A 16,065-nucleotide genomic window follows, 5' to 3' on the forward strand; every position below is an offset into this window, starting at 1 on the left:
GGAGAGAATATGAACGCTACAAACACAAATAATCCAAACCTAGATTCTGGGGGTTTTACCTTGCAAGATCACTCTAGGATTAAATTTTATTGCGATGACAATCGCTGTATTGACTGCCACGGCTGTGATGTTGCTTGCAAGGAAGCTCATCATCTCCCTGTAGGAGTCAATCGTAGAAGAGTGGTCACCATCAACGAAGGTATTGTAGGAAAAGAAAGGTCTTTATCTATCGCTTGTATGCATTGTTCAGACGCTCCTTGTGCAAAAGTATGCCCTGTGGATTGTTTTTATATAAGAGCTGATGGAATCGTGCTACACAACAAAGAAACCTGTATTGGTTGTGGATATTGTCTATATGCGTGTCCTTTTGGTGCTCCACAGTTCCCTACTAGTGATGTCTTTGGTTCTAGGGGTTCGATGGATAAATGCACCTTCTGTGCAGGAGGTCCTGCCCCCACACATAGCGAGAAAGAATACAGACTATATGGACAAAACCGGATCGCAGAAGGAAAAGTACCTGCTTGTGCAGCCATGTGCTCTACCAAAGCACTCCTAGCTGGAAGCTCTAAAGAAGTCAGTTCTATTATCCGAACACGAACTTTTGCACGTGGACACGAAACCGTACAAGCTCCATATATTTGGAGCAAAGCTTATGGAGAATAAAATGATCAAAACAAAATCTCCACTCAATGACATATCAAATTATTTTTGCTATTTTGCTAGAAGCTATTTTGGTGTTGTATTCATATTGGCATTTTTATTATTCCCTGCAAAAAATGTTCTAGGAGCTGAAGCCTCACACAACACTCAAAAATCCCTAGATTTTAACTATAACAAAAAAATTTATGGCACCAATCAGATAGAGGCTATCAAAAATTGGGGTCTTCATTCCCCCACTTCTGGTGTAGTCAGTGGTCCAGTTACACAAATGAATGGATTAAATATCAGCGTACTTAATAATGGAGAAAAAATCACAGGAATTCGTGGAATAAAAGGACTTGGTGAAAGTTTTACTATCTTGCAACATAGGTTTTTTGCTCCGATTTTTTTAGCAGTGATTATTTTAACCATCGCTGTATTTTTTGGGCATCACAAAATCATAGGGTCTCTAAAGTTTGATCATCATAGCAAAAAATTCAAGGTATTTTCAAAATACAATATTATTGTGCATTGGGGAAGTGCTATTCCCTTTATCATAATTTGTCTCACCGGCTTAGCTATGGTTTTTGGAGATAAACTCGGCGGAGGAACACCTATAAGAGTCGCTAAAAATATCCATTTTTTTGCCACTTTTGTATTTCTTGTATTTGGTGTTTTGATGTTTTTAATGTGGGTTAGAGCCTCTATGTTTAAACTCTATGATATAGAGTGGTTCAAGATCATGGGAGGATACCTCTCAAAAAATCAAAATTCTATTCCTGCTGGAAAATTTAATGCTGGTCAAAAAATGTGGTTTTGGATAGCCACAATCGGTGGATTTTTAATGGGTGCAACGGGTCTTGTTATGCATTATTTTTATGGAGATATTAATTTTTTGCGTCTAAGTGCTATTATTCATAATGTGCTTGGATTTGGCGTTATAGCAATGCTTATCACCCATATTTATATGTCTGTATTTGCCATTGAAGGGGCGTTAGAATCTATTTTAAATGGAGAAATGGGAGAAGAAGAATTAGCTATTATGCATAGTTTTTATTACAAGGAACTAATGAATGAAAGCTGAGACTTTCATCGCAGAGATTCCTTGCGTTATAGTTTATAAAGATTCCTGTAAAACTAGCACCACAAAAGATACAGTTATCACAGAAGAACGTATTGCTTTATATCTAAATGGCAAAAAAATCATCTCCACAATGAGCATACCCATAGATCAAGACGCTCATGCAGTAGGGTTTTTACTATCTGAAGGAGTGATTGAAAAAATAGAGGATATAACAAATATTTTTATATCTGATGATGGGTTGAGTGTGTTTATTGACTCAAAAATCAATGAAGAAAATATTTCAAATCTCTACCACGAAAAGACTTTGACCTCTGGATGTTGTGTTGGTGTTACGGGGAATTTTGAAGGAAAAATCATAGAAAAATTTATTTCCTCACATATGAAAGTATCTCTAAAAAGGATTTGGAAACTCTTAGAAGAATTTGACTCTAATAACGAGCTTTTCAAGCTCACAGGTTGCGTTCATCAGGCCATATTAGCTTTAGAAAATAATGAATGTGTAATCTCTCAAGACGTAGGTCGCCACAATGCAATAGACAAAGTCGTAGGTAAAGCAAAGCTATCTGGCTTGGATACATCAACTGCCATACTCCTAGTAAGCGGACGCTTGTCTATGGAAATGATTATCAAAGCAGCTATGCACGATATCCCTATCATTATCTCACGAGCTGCAAGTACGCAACTTGGAATCAAAACTGCTCAAATGCTAGGCATTACGCTTATAGGATTTGCTAGAAATGATAAACTAAATATCTATACTCATCCTGCTAGGATTGCATTAGAATAAAAATGAAAAATATCAATCTTATCGCCATTTTAGGACCTACAGCAAGTGGAAAATCTGCTCTTGCACTGGAGATCGCAAAGGCCATAGACGCAGAAATATTCTCGCTAGATTCTTTGAGTATTTACAGAGAAATAGACATCGCCTCTGCAAAACCAAAAAAAATAGAGCTTGAGGCAGTCAAACATTATGGAATTGATGAACTTAACATCACCGAAGCCAACAATGCAATGGTTTTCAAAAACCTCCTAGAGGATACCATCAAAACTACACAAAAACAAACTCTTCTAATCGTGGGTGGAAGTAGTTTTTATCTCAAATCCATTATTGAAGGGTTGAGTCCTATTCCTACTATTTCATCTGCTCAAAAAGAAGAAATCAACGCTCATATCACTTCTATAAAAAACCCTTATGAATTCCTGCAACAAATAGATCTAAGCTATGCAAATTGCATTAAACCAAATGATACCTATCGAACACACAAGGCTTTAGAAATATTTTTCAATACCCAAATCAAGCCAAGTGAATATTTTAGATCTCATCCTAAAATTCCCTTTCCCTATTCCATTAAACTCTATGAGATAGAAATTGAACGTGAAACCCTAAGAGCTAGAATCGCCCAAAGAACAGATCAAATGATAACCGAAGGTATCGTGGAAGAGATAGCTTCTTTGGTTCAAAAATATCCTAAAGATTCCCAACCCTTCAAAGCTATTGGGGCAAAAGAATGTATTTCATATTTAGAAGGTCATATCAATTATGCAGAAATAGCTCCTCTAATTTCAACACATACATCTCAATTAGCCAAAAGACAAATTACTTTTAATAGAACACAATTTAAAAATATCTCTCAATTATCTTCTAAAGAAATATATGAAAATATTTTATATATTTTAAAATAATCATTATAATTTTATTTATTTTTAGGAGTTGAATATGGATTTAAAAAATATTATTGAGAGTAGGGATAGACAAATTCATGAATACAGAGACTTAATAATGTCTTTGGATGACCTTAACGATCTAGATGAAACCAAGAATTTAAAATATTTTCTGCATTGCAAAAAAGACCTATTGGTAAGTTTGAATGTAGAAAATTATCAGGATGTAGTTAAAAAATTAGAAATTATTAATGAAAAAATCTATATATCTTCAAATATACTGAGAAACAAAATCACTGGTCTTAGATGCGGAAAATTCAATCCTACTCTTCAAAAATTAACAGCAAAAGATAATAAATTAAAGTTTGCAGATATTATCAATTTGGGTATCAATCATCAGTTTATCAGTACCTTTATATTTTTTCTTATCGGTGGATTTGTATTCAGTATATATTTTCTAGAAATAGGTTATTTTCCAACCCTCAACAAGGAAAGTTTTATATATTTTCTATTTCTTTTATCTAGTATTGGTATATTATATACCTTTTTATTTCTATTTATTCCTATTATAGTGCAAAAAATATTCTTAAAAATATTTAATATACAATATATTAATAAAAATAAAAAAAATATTATTTATAATATTTATTTTAATAATATCAGGTATATTTGATATTTTTGCGGATCAAAATGATATTATAAAAATAATAGTAATTTTAGTAATGATATTTTTCATAGTTGTTGTAGCAAATAAAATTTCTAGCAATGATATTAATCGTTTTAGAATATCAATCTATAGTATTATAGCTGTTATTTTATTGAGCTTTTTTATATCCTTTATATCTGAAGCTGGACTCCTTAAATATCTCCTTGAACATCAATATTTAACTGCACTCATAATTTTATTGGTCTATGTATTTCTAGCCTTATCTGTTATTTATGAAAAATACGCAGAATTAATGCTTTATGCCATATATTTTATATTTATAATTATTATTTGGATAATAACATCATCAGATATGATCAAAACACTCCACTTGGGTAACTACACCCCTGATGTTCTTATCTTGGATGAGAAGGCAAAGGCTATCATTCCAGCAAATTTCCTAGACTCCAACAATACTCTCAAAAAACCAAAAATCCTCTCCAATATAGGCGATGAATACTACATAGAGCTAACAACCCCAGATAAAAAAGTTCTACGCCTTAGCATTCCAAAAAATCTAGTTCTTAGCGAACAGGTAGAAATTGAAGAAAAGCAAGATAAACCAAAAGATATAAAAAACAAAGAGGAATCAAATCCAAAATAAACATCTCAATAAGACCATCAAAAACTCTTCAATTCTCCTTGAAGCAATCCTTTGATGGTTCGGATCAAAAGCCACAAAATACCCAAACTCACAAAAGCCAAGAACGCTAAAGCTAAAGCATGAAAATACACATTATCAAAAGCTTGAGCGACTTTGAGCATAGATACTAGCATGGCACTCATAGGAAAACTTACTGCCCACCAAGTCACACGAAATGGGCAACATCTAATTGATGCAATAGTTTGCGGCAGAAGAGTCAAAAATACGAACACACCTAGAAAAAACAACCCTAAAGCAAACATATCGACTTCTGTATTTACGCTTACATAAGCTGAAAAACCTACGGAAAAAGGTGCGATTAAAATCATCAAAGTGGGCATTAATTTATCTGGAAGTTTGCTAGAGATCAAAACTCTCAATAAAATCAGAGTAATAATAGGCACGGCAAAAAATAACCCTATTGCTAATGATAAAACATTCAAATAGTCAAATCCACCACCCTGTCCAAAAAGATTTGATGCTAGTGGAATATCCAAAGTCCCAACTACTGGGATTATCCACGCAGGAGTTACATTTTCAATCTCCTGTTTAGAACAAATCCAAAAACTAACCATATGCCATGCAAATACTAGCATGAGCACCACCCCTATTCCCCACATCACAAAAGCCATAATAGGCACATAGTGATAAATCACAATTGGCAACAATAAAATAGAAATAATAAAAGTTCCAAAAAAACTTCTCGATAAGGGACTTTTAAATTCCAAAGAAAAACTCTCAAATTCTAAAATCATCTTCAAAGCATAGGCAATAACTAGAACCACAAAAATGAAAATGGCGATAAATGTGATGATTTGTGAAATCACAAAAGGAACTTCGTATAAATTAGATGCCAACTCCCAAGCTATAGCTAGACCCGTTAGTCCCATCACACTCCCAAACAAACTCGCAGGTACATAGGCAAAAGCTGTTTTGTTTTTTTCTTGCATTTTTTTCCTTGATACGATTTTGTATTTCTTCAAATAAATATTATCCATAATACAATAAATATATTCCAGTTAAGATGAATCATAAGAATATTCAAAAATCCACGATTTCAAAGTCTGTAAAATTTATAGTGCTTTTGCTATACTTTAACAAACTCTATCTATCAAAAAAAAGGAATACTATGCAAGCATTACTTAGCGTAAGCGACAAAGAAGATATTGTAGATTTTGCAAAAACTCTTCACTCTTTAGGCTATGAGATATTAAGTACAGGTGGAACGCTTAAGATTTTATTAGAAAATTCTATCCCTGCTACAGATGTCAGCACATACACGCAAAGTCCTGAACTTTTTGATGGTAGGGTCAAAACCCTTCATCCTAAAATTCACGGCGGTATTCTCCATCGAAGAAATAACTCTGAAGATATCAAAACAGCCAAAAATCATAATATCAGAGCTATTGATATTGTCTGTGTAAATCTCTATCCATTCAAAGCCACTACACAAAAAACCAAGAATTTTGAGGAAATTATAGAAAATATAGATATTGGCGGACCTTCTATGATAAGGGCTGCGGCAAAAAATTTCCAAGATGTACTTGTAATCACAAAGCCTGAAGATTATCCTCTAGTGATAAATAAACTCAAAAATAACGCTAACACCCTAGAATTTCGCCAAGAGATGATGATAAAGGCATTTGAGCACACAGCAGAGTATGATTGTTTTATTGCTAATTACATGAATGGAGTTTTTCATCAAGGGATGGGTGAAAAGGTTTTCATCTCAGGATCAAAAGTTTCTCAAACCCGTTATGGAGAAAACCCCCATCAAAAAGGAGCTTTGTATGAATTTGAAGATTTTTACAAAAATACATTTCAAACTATCAAAGGCGAAGCGAGTTTTAATAACTTTACCGATATAAACTCCGCAGTAAAAATCGCTACAAGTTTTGAAAACTCCCCTGCAGTTTGTATTGTCAAACATGGCAATCCTTGCGGATTTGCGATAAAAGAAAACCTACTTGAAAGCTACAAACAAGCACTCAAATGCGATCCTGTTAGCAGCTATGGCGGGGTAGTGGCTGTCAATGGAGTTATTGATGAGCCATTAGCAAAAGAAATCAATCAAACCTTTATTGAGGTATTAGTCGCTGCAGATATAACCCCCCAAGCTTTGAAAGTTTTTGAAAATAAAAAACGAATGAAAATTTTCGCTTGTGGAGGGGCAAAACTTCAATTTCCCACAGATAAAATCGATTTCAAACATATTGAGGGGGGATTTGTATATCAACAAGCCGATTTTATAACAGAAGAAGAGATCAAAAATGCCAAACTAGTAAGCAACACAAAGGCTACTCAAAAAGAACACAATGACCTAAAAATCGCTTATAAAATCTCTGCTCTGACAAAATCAAATTGTGTGGTTTATGTCAAAGATTCCACGCTTATAGCTATTGGAATGGGTATGACAAGCCGTGTAGATGCAGCAAAAGCAGCTTTAGCAAAAGCAAACGATATGGGATTATCCACACAAGGAGCGGTTTTAGCTTCTGAAGCATTTTTTCCTTTTAGAGACAGTGTTGATATGGCAGCAGCAGCAGGAATTAGGGCTATTATCCAGCCCGGAGGAAGTATTCGAGATGAAGAGGTAATCCAAAGTGCAAACGAACACAATATCGCGTTATATTTCACTGGTATAAGACATTTTTTGCATTAACATATCAAATAAAAAATCTTATTCATTAATACTAATTTGTTAAAGTAATAACTTGTTTGATAAACACAACAATTAAAGGAGTTAGAATGAAAAAGTCAATCGCGGGTATTTTAGCGATCGCATTGTTTGGAATCGTTGCAAATGCAACTACTATCGACACTAGCAAGGTTCAAACAACTTGGACAGCTTATAAAACACCAACAAAAGTAGCCGTAGGTGGCACATTTAATGATATTAAATATAAGTTTGGAAAAAAATCTGATAGTATCGCTTCAACACTAGAAGGTGCGACAGCAACAATTGATCCAATGAAAGTAGATCTAAAAGATGCTACTAAAAACAAAAATGTAAAGAATTTTTTCTTTTCTGGATTTAAAAAAGGTGGCATCAAAGTTACTTTCAAAAATGTGATGGAAGGAAAAGATCAAGGCACTATTTTAGCAATGGTAAGAATGAATGAAAAAACCGTTAAAGTTCCTATGACTTACACTATCACTGATGGAAAATTCGTCGCCACTGGTTTGCTTGATATTATGGAATTTGGTCTCAATGATGCTTTCAAAAAACTAGCTACAGGTTGCCATGATTTGCACGAGGGAATGACTTGGTCTCAAGTAACTATCAACTTCTCTGCACCTATCAAATAAACATCATAAAAACTACGGATATTCCGTAGTTTTCTCTTTATATAAATTTCACCCCAACAACTTAACTCAATTCTAGCTATAATATCCCTGAAAGAAAAAACAGGAGAATGTCTTGAATCTATTACATAGTATCAACGATTTCAACGAAGCCAAGCAAGTTATTCCAGGTGGGGTAAATTCCCCCGTCAGGGCTTTTAAAAGCGTAGGAGGAACTCCGCCTTTTATTTCAAAAGGTGAGGGTTGCTATCTTTTTGATGTAGATGGAAACCGCTATATTGATTTTGTTCAAAGTTGGGGACCACTAATATTTGGACATTGTGATAGCGATATTACAGAAAATGTGAGTAAGGCTATAAAAAATGGCTTGAGTTTTGGTGCTCCAACAGAGTTAGAAACCGCGTTGTGCAAAGAAATCATTAGTCTTTATGAAGGGATAGAAAAAATCCGCCTTGTAAATAGTGGTACAGAAGCGACAATGAGTGCAATAAGACTTGCTAGAGGTTATAGCAAAAAAGATGATATTATAAAATTTGAAGGTAATTATCATGGACATAGCGATTCACTCTTAGTGAGTGCAGGGAGTGGCTGTGCAACATTTGGTTCTCCATCATCTCCAGGTGTTCCAGAGGATTTTAGCAAACATACTTTAGTTGCTAGATACAATGATATAGAATCTGTAAAATCTTGCTTTAAAAATAGTCGCAATGTGGGCTGTGTAATCATTGAACCTATTGCAGGTAATATGGGTTTAGTACCTGCAAAAATAGAATTTCTAAAGGAACTCCGGAAGCTTTGTGATAGCTATGGTGCTGTGCTGATATTTGATGAAGTAATGAGTGGTTTTCGAGCCTCTATAAAGGGTGTTCAAGGATATTGTGATGTTGTCCCTGATATGGTTACTTTTGGCAAAGTTATCGGTGGGGGGATGCCATTGGCTGCATTTGGCGGAAAAGATGAGATTATGAATTTACTCTCTCCACTAGGAGGAGTTTATCAAGCTGGAACACTTAGCGGTAATCCCATCGCCGTGAGTGCCGGGCTGACCTCTGTTTGTAAAATCAAAAAAAATCCGCATATTTATACAACCCTTGAAGCTTTGTCAAAAAGACTAATGGAGGGCTTTTCAAAAAATGCTATGCGATATTCTATTCCTCTTCAAACCTGCGTAAGAGGAAGCATGTTTGGATTCTTTTTTAATCCAAATGAAATCCACAATTTTGAAGATGCTCAAAAAAGTGATGTAGAAATGTTCGCAAAATTTCATCAAAAAATGCTTTCAAAAGGAATTTATCTAGCTTGTTCGCAGTTTGAAACAGGATTTATTTGCACGGCGATGAATGAAACCATCATAGATGAGGCTATAGAGGCCTGCAGATCATCATTTGATGAGATTAATAGAGGCATATAATGCAAGAAGAGCCAAAATTCAAAAAACTCATACTAGGAGCAAATGATCTGAGCCTAGGAATCTCAATAGTCATAGCTATCTTGCTAGGTATAGGGGTTGGATGGGCATTACAAAGATTTACAGGAATCGCTTGGCTATTTTGGTTGGGCGTTGCTTGGGGGATAGGAGCTGCTATTTTGAATATTTACAAAGCTTACAAAAGGGTAAAAAAAGGACTTGATGAGATGGCAAAAGATCCAAAATACACTTACAAACCAAAAACTTCTGAAGAAAAATGATGGGATGCAAATATCGCTGTTTGATTATTTTGTTGGCAATCAATGCTATTTTTGGCATAGGAACTGCAATATTATGGGGAACAAATGGGACAATAAACTTTGAAATAGGATTTTTTAGTTTTCTATTAGTGATTTATAGCACTTATCTAAGCTTACAAAAAAAACTAAAAAAGGAACTCAAAGAGACTGAAATAGAGTTAGAAATATCATCTGATAATAGATCACAAGAAGAGATGGAACAAAAAAAACCCAAAACCCGTTTTAACTTCTCAACCCTGCTATTAGGAATGCAGCTTTCTATGGGAATTTTAAGAATATTTGCTTATGTAATATTGGTTTTAGCAATCACGATCTTAATGGGCAAAAATATTTTTATAGTTATTCCTTATATACTAGGAATTATAATCTCTTTAATGAGCGTAGTAGGGTTAAAATATTTATCAGATAAACATCAAAATAGTCTATAAATCAAATCTGCAAAAGCCGCACAAAGCTTTTTTCAAATTCATTCTGCTTGTCTTGTGCAAAAAATGGCATTCCCATCACCTGCACTTTTTGTCTATAATAGCCATTCTCATCATTTTCGACAATTTTCGGGATTTCAAGAAGAGTTTTTAAAAACTCCTCCTTCCATCTATCCATAGCTTCAATATGCCCTCCTTTTGGTTCTATAAAGCATTGCAAGATTTCAAAATTTTTCTTCTCTTTTGGCTTAGCAAAAAAATAAAAATCTGGCTCAAATCTTTTGACCTTATTTTCTTCCTCATTATCTTGTGTATAAATCGCCATCTGTGAATTGCGTTCATTTCTAACTAGCCACCATTGTGAAAAATTTTCATCTAGCTTTGTAGCATTTCTTTGCACAAAGTCAACAAATTCCAACTCCAAGTCTGTGCCTACGAAGTTTTTGAATGCAAATTGAGCACTACTTTGCATATCTCGATGCACAACTGCACCTTTTGTTCTTGTGATAAATTTATCCCCTATGAGCTTAAGCGGAGTGAGATACCATGCTTTTACTTCAAAATTTTGAAGTTTTTTCTCCATTTGATTTTTGAAATTCTCACAAACCAAAAGGGCGATCTTCAGTCTTGTCTTGGGATTAGAGATGTTTTGTTTTTCGTGTATGGTAAGTTTGATAATGCTCAAATATTTATCAATGAAATCTTGCCTACTCTTGATGTCTTTAAATAAAAGCTTTAGATTTTCAAATGTATAAAATTCTCCACTCTTGTTCATCGCCTTATAAATAACAGCTTTATCTAAATCTTTGAATTCAAAATCCTTTCGTATTTCTGTGGTCTGCACTTCAGGGGCTTCATCGATAGCTTTTATCATATCTTCTTCTTGTATATTGTGTGCATCTATGAGAGGAATTTTTATGCGATTTTGACAAATTGGTAGCTTTTGTATACTTTCAAGCGTAAAATACCCACTCTTATTTTTGGAATTTTTTACCTCATCTTTGATTCTCATCACGCTATTAGTGGCAAAATAACATTTTTGGTATATTTCACTTTCTTTAAACTCTTCTTTTAGAGATAGCAATATGATTTCTTTCTCATCATCTTTTAATCCAATTTCCACAAGCTCTTTTTGAAGTCTTGCGATAAACTCATTTTCACTTGCTCCGTGATAACTAAGTGTTTCTAATGCCTTTAGAGGTGAATTAATATCATCGAATTTGCGTTGATTTGATTTGCCAATCACTCTGCCATCTATAGATGCCTCAAAAGGAAAATACCTCGCTCCTCTACCAATAAGCTGTGCCTCTTTTGGCGTATCATTGATTGATCCTTCAATAAGCCTAACAATATCAAATAAATTAAGCACATCCCAACCTTCATTGAGTTTATCGACCGCGAAAATCACGCGTATTTTATTACCCTGATCTTCTAGTGTATTGATGAGGATTTGATTGGTTTGTAGTTCATTTGTATCATTGATATTGATTAAAAAATGTTTTTCAAACTCCCGTCTTATCTGCCTTAATAACTCTTGCATATCCCTATCTTGAAAGAAAACTTTCGCATCATACAAAATCCCTGAATCTTCTTTGATATTGTTAAAAAATCTTTCAATATCTTCCACCCTTAGATCATAAATCCATTGTAAAAAAAGCTCTTCATTTTCTTTGCTCTCCTTAATCGTTTTGCTTTTGAATAAAATTACAGGTTTTAAGACAATATGATTTAAAGCTGCTAATTCTTGGCGATAAAGCGAACAAATCACCGCTCCACAAATGCGCTCAATCCGCTCCAAACCTTCATATTTTAGAAGTTTGATGTCTTTAGAGTATTTATCATTCCTAAAGTCTTTGAGAGTGTATTCAAAAATAATCTTATCTTCATATTTTTGCTGCACACTTTTATCTTTTGGGAGTGTGGCAGAGAATTCAAACATCAGATTTTCTTTATTTGCACCATAGATAGCTTTAATCACTCCTTCCCAGCTCTGCAAATCTTGGGCTTGAGATTGACTTTTGGATTTTTTGGTTTCAGCGTTGATGTGATGGGCTTCATCAGCTAACATCACAATTTTTTGATCTTGAAAATCTGATATTGTCAGAGCGTTTTCTCTCTCTAAAGTTAGAAGCGAAAATAGAGCTTGAACGGTGGTAAAAATGATATTGATTTGACCTTTTTTGCAGGTATTGAGATTTTCACAAACATTAATAGAAATATTTTTAGTATTTATGGTGATATTTTTAGCAAAAAGATATTTTGAGCTCTTGGGATTGGAAAAATTTTGCTTGGTTTTTTCTAATATTGCTGTAGAATTCACAAAAAATACAAAATTCTCATACCCCCTAGCAAAACAGTCCAATATCAAAGACGCCATGATAACTGTCTTCCCACTTCCTGTAGCCATATGGAACATCAAATGTGAGCGATTGAGTTTTTGCTTTTGTTGGCTGATGAGATAGTATTTCAACGCATTGATTTGATATTCTCTAAGCTCGATATTAGAATTCAGATTTTCTAAAATATGCAGAGGTATTTCTATGTCTAGTCCATCATCAAGATGTATGCCTATTCTTTCGCACAGCTTCATCACTTTATCCCTTTGTTTATTCTATAGAAAGCTTTATTTGCTTGTAGTAGAGATTCTGGGATTTTAAAATCACTATCCTCTATCTCAGAAAATGGGATATAAGAGAGGTTGCTATCTAAGCAAGAAAACAAAATCCTCTTTTTATCTTCTAAACTTAGAGCATTAAAATCACTATCTTTTGCTATCTTCACAAAATCTACCCGATAATCCAAAAAGGCATTTTCACGCATCTTCTCAATAACTTCAGAGATATTTGCTTCAGTAGCTTCTAAGATGAGCTTCTTATAAGTCTCATTTAAAGGCATCAGCTCAGCATAAACAAAGCTATTAGGAAGACTATCTTCTTCTAGGAGGTTCTTTTGCATAGGATTCCAAGATACAGCTTTGCTAACCCCGCCCTGCTCTCCTAGCACAACTTTACATAGACGCTCTTTTGTGATACTCTCTATATAGTCCATCTGTTCTATTCCTACCCATCTACGCCCCATCTTGTGAGCGACCGCAAGAGTCGTGCCAGATCCGGCAAAAAAGTCCATCACTAGATCGCCTTTTTGGGTGGAGATTTCGATGATGCGTTGAATCAACGCTTCAGGCTTTTTCGCATTAGTAAAGTCACATTCTCCTTCCTTGTTTAAATTTATCGTACTTATATCAATCCATAAATCACCCAATGTTTCTGTTAAATAATCACTTAAAAATAACATTTGTTTCCCTTCCCACCATACATACTTTAATCCTGTTGAACTTGTTATTTCCGCTAAGTTAGTTTCAATTTGATATTTTTCAAAACTCTTATTATTTGTCCTATAAATCATTCTATGTGCATTTTTAATTTTGAAATCTACTACCTGTTTTTCATCTAAATTAAGATTATTATTTATTAAATACTCATTTAGTGGGGTAATTTTCCAATTTTTTACTTCATCATTAAAATTTTCTATAATATTTGAATAATATTTGGAATACTTATTAAAACTATCATTATCTATCTTTGAAATTTTAATTGGTTTGATTTGCAAATTATTCTTTTTATAGAGCAAAAGAAACTCTTTTATTTTGGGTAATTTAGTTTCAATATGTGCCATTTTAACTCCACTCGTCTCACTTGTCTTAACCGCAACACTATTAACAAAATTCTCTCTCCCGAAGATTTCATCGCACAACACCTTCAGATAGGCTTGTTCATTATCATCACATTGGATAAATATCACCCCATCATCTCTTAGAAACTCCCTTGCGATTTCTAGGCGGTTTTTCATAAAAGTCAGCCAAGAGGAATGGTTGAAATTATCGTTGTAGTTGAAGCTATCATTGCCTGTGTTATAGGGCGGATCGATATAGATGAGTTTTACATTTCCATAGATAGAAGGTATAGATTTTAGGGTATATAGGGCTTGGAGGTTATTGCCTTTTAGCAGTAAGTTAGGAAAACCTAATGGGGGGGGGGGGATACAGAAAGGTCATCACTTTGAATAAATGCTGGGATTTTAGAAATATCACTTTGCACAGACAAATCGGTATTTTCTTGCGTGATATAGCTGAAGTTGTGCAGTACTTTTGGTGAAAATAGCCTGTCGATTTCCTCATTTGCTAGGGTTTGATTGAAAAAGATTTCTTTTTTCTTATCGCTATCTTTACTTGCTCCTCCTTCTAAAACACAATCTTTAAAAGGAAAATCTAGCACTACATCTGTATTTTGGGCTATGCTATTTCCTTCTGTATCACACAGGGCGATTTTATTAGCAAAACGCGTATAAGAATCACTCAAGAAATTCTTATAACTGATAAAATCCAAAAATTTCTCTCTTTCAAACACCCATACGCCCTCTTTTGGCATTTTGAAATATTCGTCCTTGAATTCATCAAATAAAAACTCCAAAAGCTCAATATTTAGATCTCTAGCATCCCTTTTGAGTAAATTTAGATTGATTCTATATCCATTTTCTACTTGCAATATGTATTTGGTTAGGTTTTTTTCAAGTATTTTTTCTTCGACTTTATTCATATTCTTCTCCTAATTTTATCTTATCCAAAACCCTGACTTTAAGCTGCGTATCAGTATCTACCAGCTCTATTTCATCATTTTTTTGAAGGTTTTTTAATGAAATAATCTTACCTTCTTTTATCACTTGTGCATAGCCACTTTGAATGAAATTTTTGGGATTTTTGGCTTCAAGTCCCATTTTCAAATCCTCTATTTCTCTAGTCTTGCCTAACAAAAAATACTCCATAGACGGATTTATATCAAGCGAAGATAAAGAGCTAGATTTTATATAAAGTAGATTTTCAAAAGCCTTGTTCAGGTAGTTTTTGAGTTCATAGATGCTATCAGTGTCTCTTTTAAGCTTTGCTTCCACGCTTACATGTTTAAAATCTTCAGCTAAAGAGATGATTTTTTGCTCTTTTATCTGCAAAAGATTTTCTAACATTCCATCATAAGAGGCCTTTATCTCATCAAGTCTCAAAAGCCACTCTTGCTTATCAGGAAGTATCATTTCCATACACGCTGAAGGCGTAGGGGCTCTGAGGTCTGCGACAAAATCACTGATGAGGAAATCTATCTCGTGCCCAACTGCAGAAACAATGGGGGTTTTAGCTGCAAAAATACTATCTGCGAGTATTTCTTCATTGAACGCCCACAAATCCTCTCTGCTTCCACCACCTCTGCCAATCACAATCACATCAAAGGCATCTTTTGTGCCAAAAAAACTATCTATATATTGAATATTTTTTACAATATCAAATTTTGCTCCCTCACCTTGCACCAAAGTATTGATAGCTACTATTTGGGTAAGATTCCAGCGATTTTGTGCTACTCTTAGCATATCTTGGAGAGCTGCTCCTGTGCTTGAAGTGATGAGGGCGATTTTTTTTGGGAAAAGAGGGATTTTTTTCTTCCTATCTGTATCAAAATAACCTTTTGCTTGAAGTTTGATTTTGAGTTGCTCATATGCTAGGCTTAAAGCACCTTCTCCGCTTGGTTCTATATTTTTGCAGATAATCTGATATTCTCCTCGTGGCACATATACACTAAGCCCCCCATAGATGATGACCTTCTGACCACTTGTTAGCTCAAACCTCAAATTTATGGTATTTCCCTTGAACATCACACATCTAATAGAAGAGGTTTCATCTTTGATACTAAAATAAATATGCCCACTGCTATGTTTGGTAAGGTTACTAATCTCACCTTCAACGCTCACATTCAAAAAAGTAGTCTCTACAAGGGATTTTATTTGGGTATTGATCTGACTAACTGATAAAATTTGTGAATTCATT

The 16,065-nt window shown here is 34.2% G+C and carries 16 protein-coding genes; 11 read left to right on the forward strand and 5 right to left on the reverse strand.

The window, feature by feature from the left end; genetic code table 11:
• Positions 1 to 9 precede the first annotated feature (9 nt).
• From fdh3B to Q5I06_RS03980, 6 genes are read left to right on the forward strand one after another with little or no spacing between them, the layout of a single operon-like run.
• Positions 10 to 663, forward strand: a complete 654-nt coding sequence (gene fdh3B, locus Q5I06_RS03955) for a formate dehydrogenase FDH3 subunit beta (RefSeq protein WP_305516730.1) — start codon at positions 10 to 12, stop codon at positions 661 to 663.
• Between the two features lies 1 nt (position 664).
• On the forward strand, positions 665 to 1,723 hold the full coding sequence (locus tag Q5I06_RS03960) for a formate dehydrogenase subunit gamma (RefSeq protein WP_305516731.1): 1,059 nt from the start codon (positions 665 to 667) through the stop codon (positions 1,721 to 1,723).
• A complete protein-coding gene (gene fdhD, locus Q5I06_RS03965; RefSeq protein WP_305516732.1) occupies positions 1,713 to 2,510 on the forward strand; it encodes a formate dehydrogenase accessory sulfurtransferase FdhD in 798 nt (265 codons plus the stop codon). The genes Q5I06_RS03960 and fdhD overlap by 11 nt, the downstream gene beginning before the upstream one ends.
• Before the next feature lie 2 nt (positions 2,511 to 2,512).
• Positions 2,513 to 3,409, forward strand: a complete 897-nt coding sequence (gene miaA, locus Q5I06_RS03970) for a tRNA (adenosine(37)-N6)-dimethylallyltransferase MiaA (RefSeq protein ID WP_305516733.1) — start codon at positions 2,513 to 2,515, stop codon at positions 3,407 to 3,409.
• 34 nt (positions 3,410 to 3,443) lie between these two features.
• On the forward strand, positions 3,444 to 4,061 hold the full coding sequence (locus Q5I06_RS03975) for a hypothetical protein (RefSeq protein WP_305516734.1): 618 nt from the start codon (positions 3,444 to 3,446) through the stop codon (positions 4,059 to 4,061).
• Positions 4,062 to 4,110: 49 nt separating this feature from the next.
• Positions 4,111 to 4,698 (forward strand): hypothetical protein, encoded by a 588-nt coding sequence (locus Q5I06_RS03980; protein ID WP_305516735.1) that lies wholly within the window; start codon positions 4,111 to 4,113, stop codon positions 4,696 to 4,698.
• 17 nt (positions 4,699 to 4,715) lie between these two features.
• Here the strand turns inward: Q5I06_RS03980 and Q5I06_RS03985 are convergent, their stop codons facing one another.
• Positions 4,716 to 5,687: an SLAC1 anion channel family protein gene (locus Q5I06_RS03985; RefSeq protein ID WP_305516736.1), complete on the reverse strand. Its 972-nt coding sequence runs from the start codon at positions 5,685 to 5,687 to the stop codon at positions 4,716 to 4,718.
• Between the two features lie 179 nt (positions 5,688 to 5,866).
• Here Q5I06_RS03985 and purH point away from each other — a divergent pair, with 179 nt between their 5' ends.
• The 5 genes from purH (at position 5,867) to Q5I06_RS04010 (ending at position 10,199) form a co-directional block, all read left to right on the forward strand.
• A complete protein-coding gene (gene purH / locus Q5I06_RS03990; protein WP_305516737.1) occupies positions 5,867 to 7,399 on the forward strand; it encodes a bifunctional phosphoribosylaminoimidazolecarboxamide formyltransferase/IMP cyclohydrolase in 1,533 nt (510 codons plus the stop codon).
• Positions 7,400 to 7,485: 86 nt separating this feature from the next.
• Positions 7,486 to 8,046, forward strand: a complete 561-nt coding sequence (locus Q5I06_RS03995) for a YceI family protein (RefSeq protein ID WP_305516738.1) — start codon at positions 7,486 to 7,488, stop codon at positions 8,044 to 8,046.
• A 112-nt stretch (positions 8,047 to 8,158) separates the two neighbouring features.
• The gene (gene hemL, locus Q5I06_RS04000) at positions 8,159 to 9,454 is read left to right on the forward strand and encodes a glutamate-1-semialdehyde 2,1-aminomutase (protein WP_305516739.1); all 1,296 of its coding nucleotides are present in this window, start codon (positions 8,159 to 8,161) and stop codon (positions 9,452 to 9,454) included.
• Complete coding sequence (locus tag Q5I06_RS04005) at positions 9,454 to 9,732, forward strand: AtpZ/AtpI family protein (RefSeq protein ID WP_305516740.1); 279 nt, start codon at positions 9,454 to 9,456, stop codon at positions 9,730 to 9,732. Before hemL ends, Q5I06_RS04005 begins: the two co-directional genes overlap by 1 nt.
• Positions 9,732 to 10,199, forward strand: a complete 468-nt coding sequence (locus Q5I06_RS04010; protein ID WP_305516741.1) for a hypothetical protein — start codon at positions 9,732 to 9,734, stop codon at positions 10,197 to 10,199. Before Q5I06_RS04005 ends, Q5I06_RS04010 begins: the two co-directional genes overlap by 1 nt.
• A 1-nt stretch (position 10,200) precedes the next feature.
• Here the strand turns inward: Q5I06_RS04010 and Q5I06_RS04015 are convergent, their stop codons facing one another.
• The 4 genes from Q5I06_RS04015 to xseA are packed head-to-tail and all read right to left on the reverse strand — an operon-like array spanning position 10,201 to position 16,064.
• Positions 10,201 to 12,786, reverse strand: a complete 2,586-nt coding sequence (locus Q5I06_RS04015) for a DEAD/DEAH box helicase family protein (RefSeq protein WP_305516742.1) — start codon at positions 12,784 to 12,786, stop codon at positions 10,201 to 10,203.
• The gene (locus tag Q5I06_RS04020; protein ID WP_370692173.1) at positions 12,786 to 14,237 is read right to left on the reverse strand and encodes a site-specific DNA-methyltransferase; all 1,452 of its coding nucleotides are present in this window, start codon (positions 14,235 to 14,237) and stop codon (positions 12,786 to 12,788) included. Before Q5I06_RS04020 ends, Q5I06_RS04015 begins: the two co-directional genes overlap by 1 nt.
• Complete coding sequence (locus Q5I06_RS04025) at positions 14,219 to 14,791, reverse strand: site-specific DNA-methyltransferase (RefSeq protein ID WP_305520912.1); 573 nt, start codon at positions 14,789 to 14,791, stop codon at positions 14,219 to 14,221. The genes Q5I06_RS04020 and Q5I06_RS04025 overlap by 19 nt, the downstream gene beginning before the upstream one ends.
• Complete coding sequence (xseA, locus tag Q5I06_RS04030) at positions 14,784 to 16,064, reverse strand: exodeoxyribonuclease VII large subunit (RefSeq protein WP_305516743.1); 1,281 nt, start codon at positions 16,062 to 16,064, stop codon at positions 14,784 to 14,786. The genes Q5I06_RS04025 and xseA overlap by 8 nt, the downstream gene beginning before the upstream one ends.
• Position 16,065: the final 1 nt, after the last annotated feature.

Origin of the sequence: Helicobacter cappadocius, assembly GCF_030688855.1 — a bacterium.
In the GTDB taxonomy this organism is placed as follows: domain Bacteria; phylum Campylobacterota; class Campylobacteria; order Campylobacterales; family Helicobacteraceae; genus Helicobacter_J; species Helicobacter_J cappadocius.

Excerpts from the sequence above, each read along its gene's own strand:
- fdh3B (WP_305516730.1), top strand. The coding sequence starts at position 10 with ATGAACGCTACAAACACAAATAATCCAAACCTAGATTCTGGGGGTTTT.
- Q5I06_RS03960 (WP_305516731.1), top strand. The coding sequence starts at position 665 with ATGATCAAAACAAAATCTCCACTCAATGACATATCAAATTATTTTTGC.
- fdhD (WP_305516732.1), top strand. The coding sequence starts at position 1,713 with ATGAAAGCTGAGACTTTCATCGCAGAGATTCCTTGCGTTATAGTTTAT.
- miaA (WP_305516733.1), top strand. The coding sequence starts at position 2,513 with ATGAAAAATATCAATCTTATCGCCATTTTAGGACCTACAGCAAGTGGA.
- Q5I06_RS03975 (WP_305516734.1), top strand. The coding sequence starts at position 3,444 with ATGGATTTAAAAAATATTATTGAGAGTAGGGATAGACAAATTCATGAA.
- Q5I06_RS03980 (WP_305516735.1), top strand. The coding sequence starts at position 4,111 with ATGATATTTTTCATAGTTGTTGTAGCAAATAAAATTTCTAGCAATGAT.
- Q5I06_RS03985 (WP_305516736.1), bottom strand. The coding sequence starts at position 5,687 with ATGCAAGAAAAAAACAAAACAGCTTTTGCCTATGTACCTGCGAGTTTG.
- purH (WP_305516737.1), top strand. The coding sequence starts at position 5,867 with ATGCAAGCATTACTTAGCGTAAGCGACAAAGAAGATATTGTAGATTTT.
- Q5I06_RS03995 (WP_305516738.1), top strand. The coding sequence starts at position 7,486 with ATGAAAAAGTCAATCGCGGGTATTTTAGCGATCGCATTGTTTGGAATC.
- Q5I06_RS04005 (WP_305516740.1), top strand. The coding sequence starts at position 9,454 with ATGCAAGAAGAGCCAAAATTCAAAAAACTCATACTAGGAGCAAATGAT.
- Q5I06_RS04010 (WP_305516741.1), top strand. The coding sequence starts at position 9,732 with ATGGGATGCAAATATCGCTGTTTGATTATTTTGTTGGCAATCAATGCT.
- Q5I06_RS04015 (WP_305516742.1), bottom strand. The coding sequence starts at position 12,786 with ATGAAGCTGTGCGAAAGAATAGGCATACATCTTGATGATGGACTAGAC.
- Q5I06_RS04025 (WP_305520912.1), bottom strand. The coding sequence starts at position 14,791 with ATGAATAAAGTCGAAGAAAAAATACTTGAAAAAAACCTAACCAAATAC.
- xseA (WP_305516743.1), bottom strand. The coding sequence starts at position 16,064 with ATGAATTCACAAATTTTATCAGTTAGTCAGATCAATACCCAAATAAAA.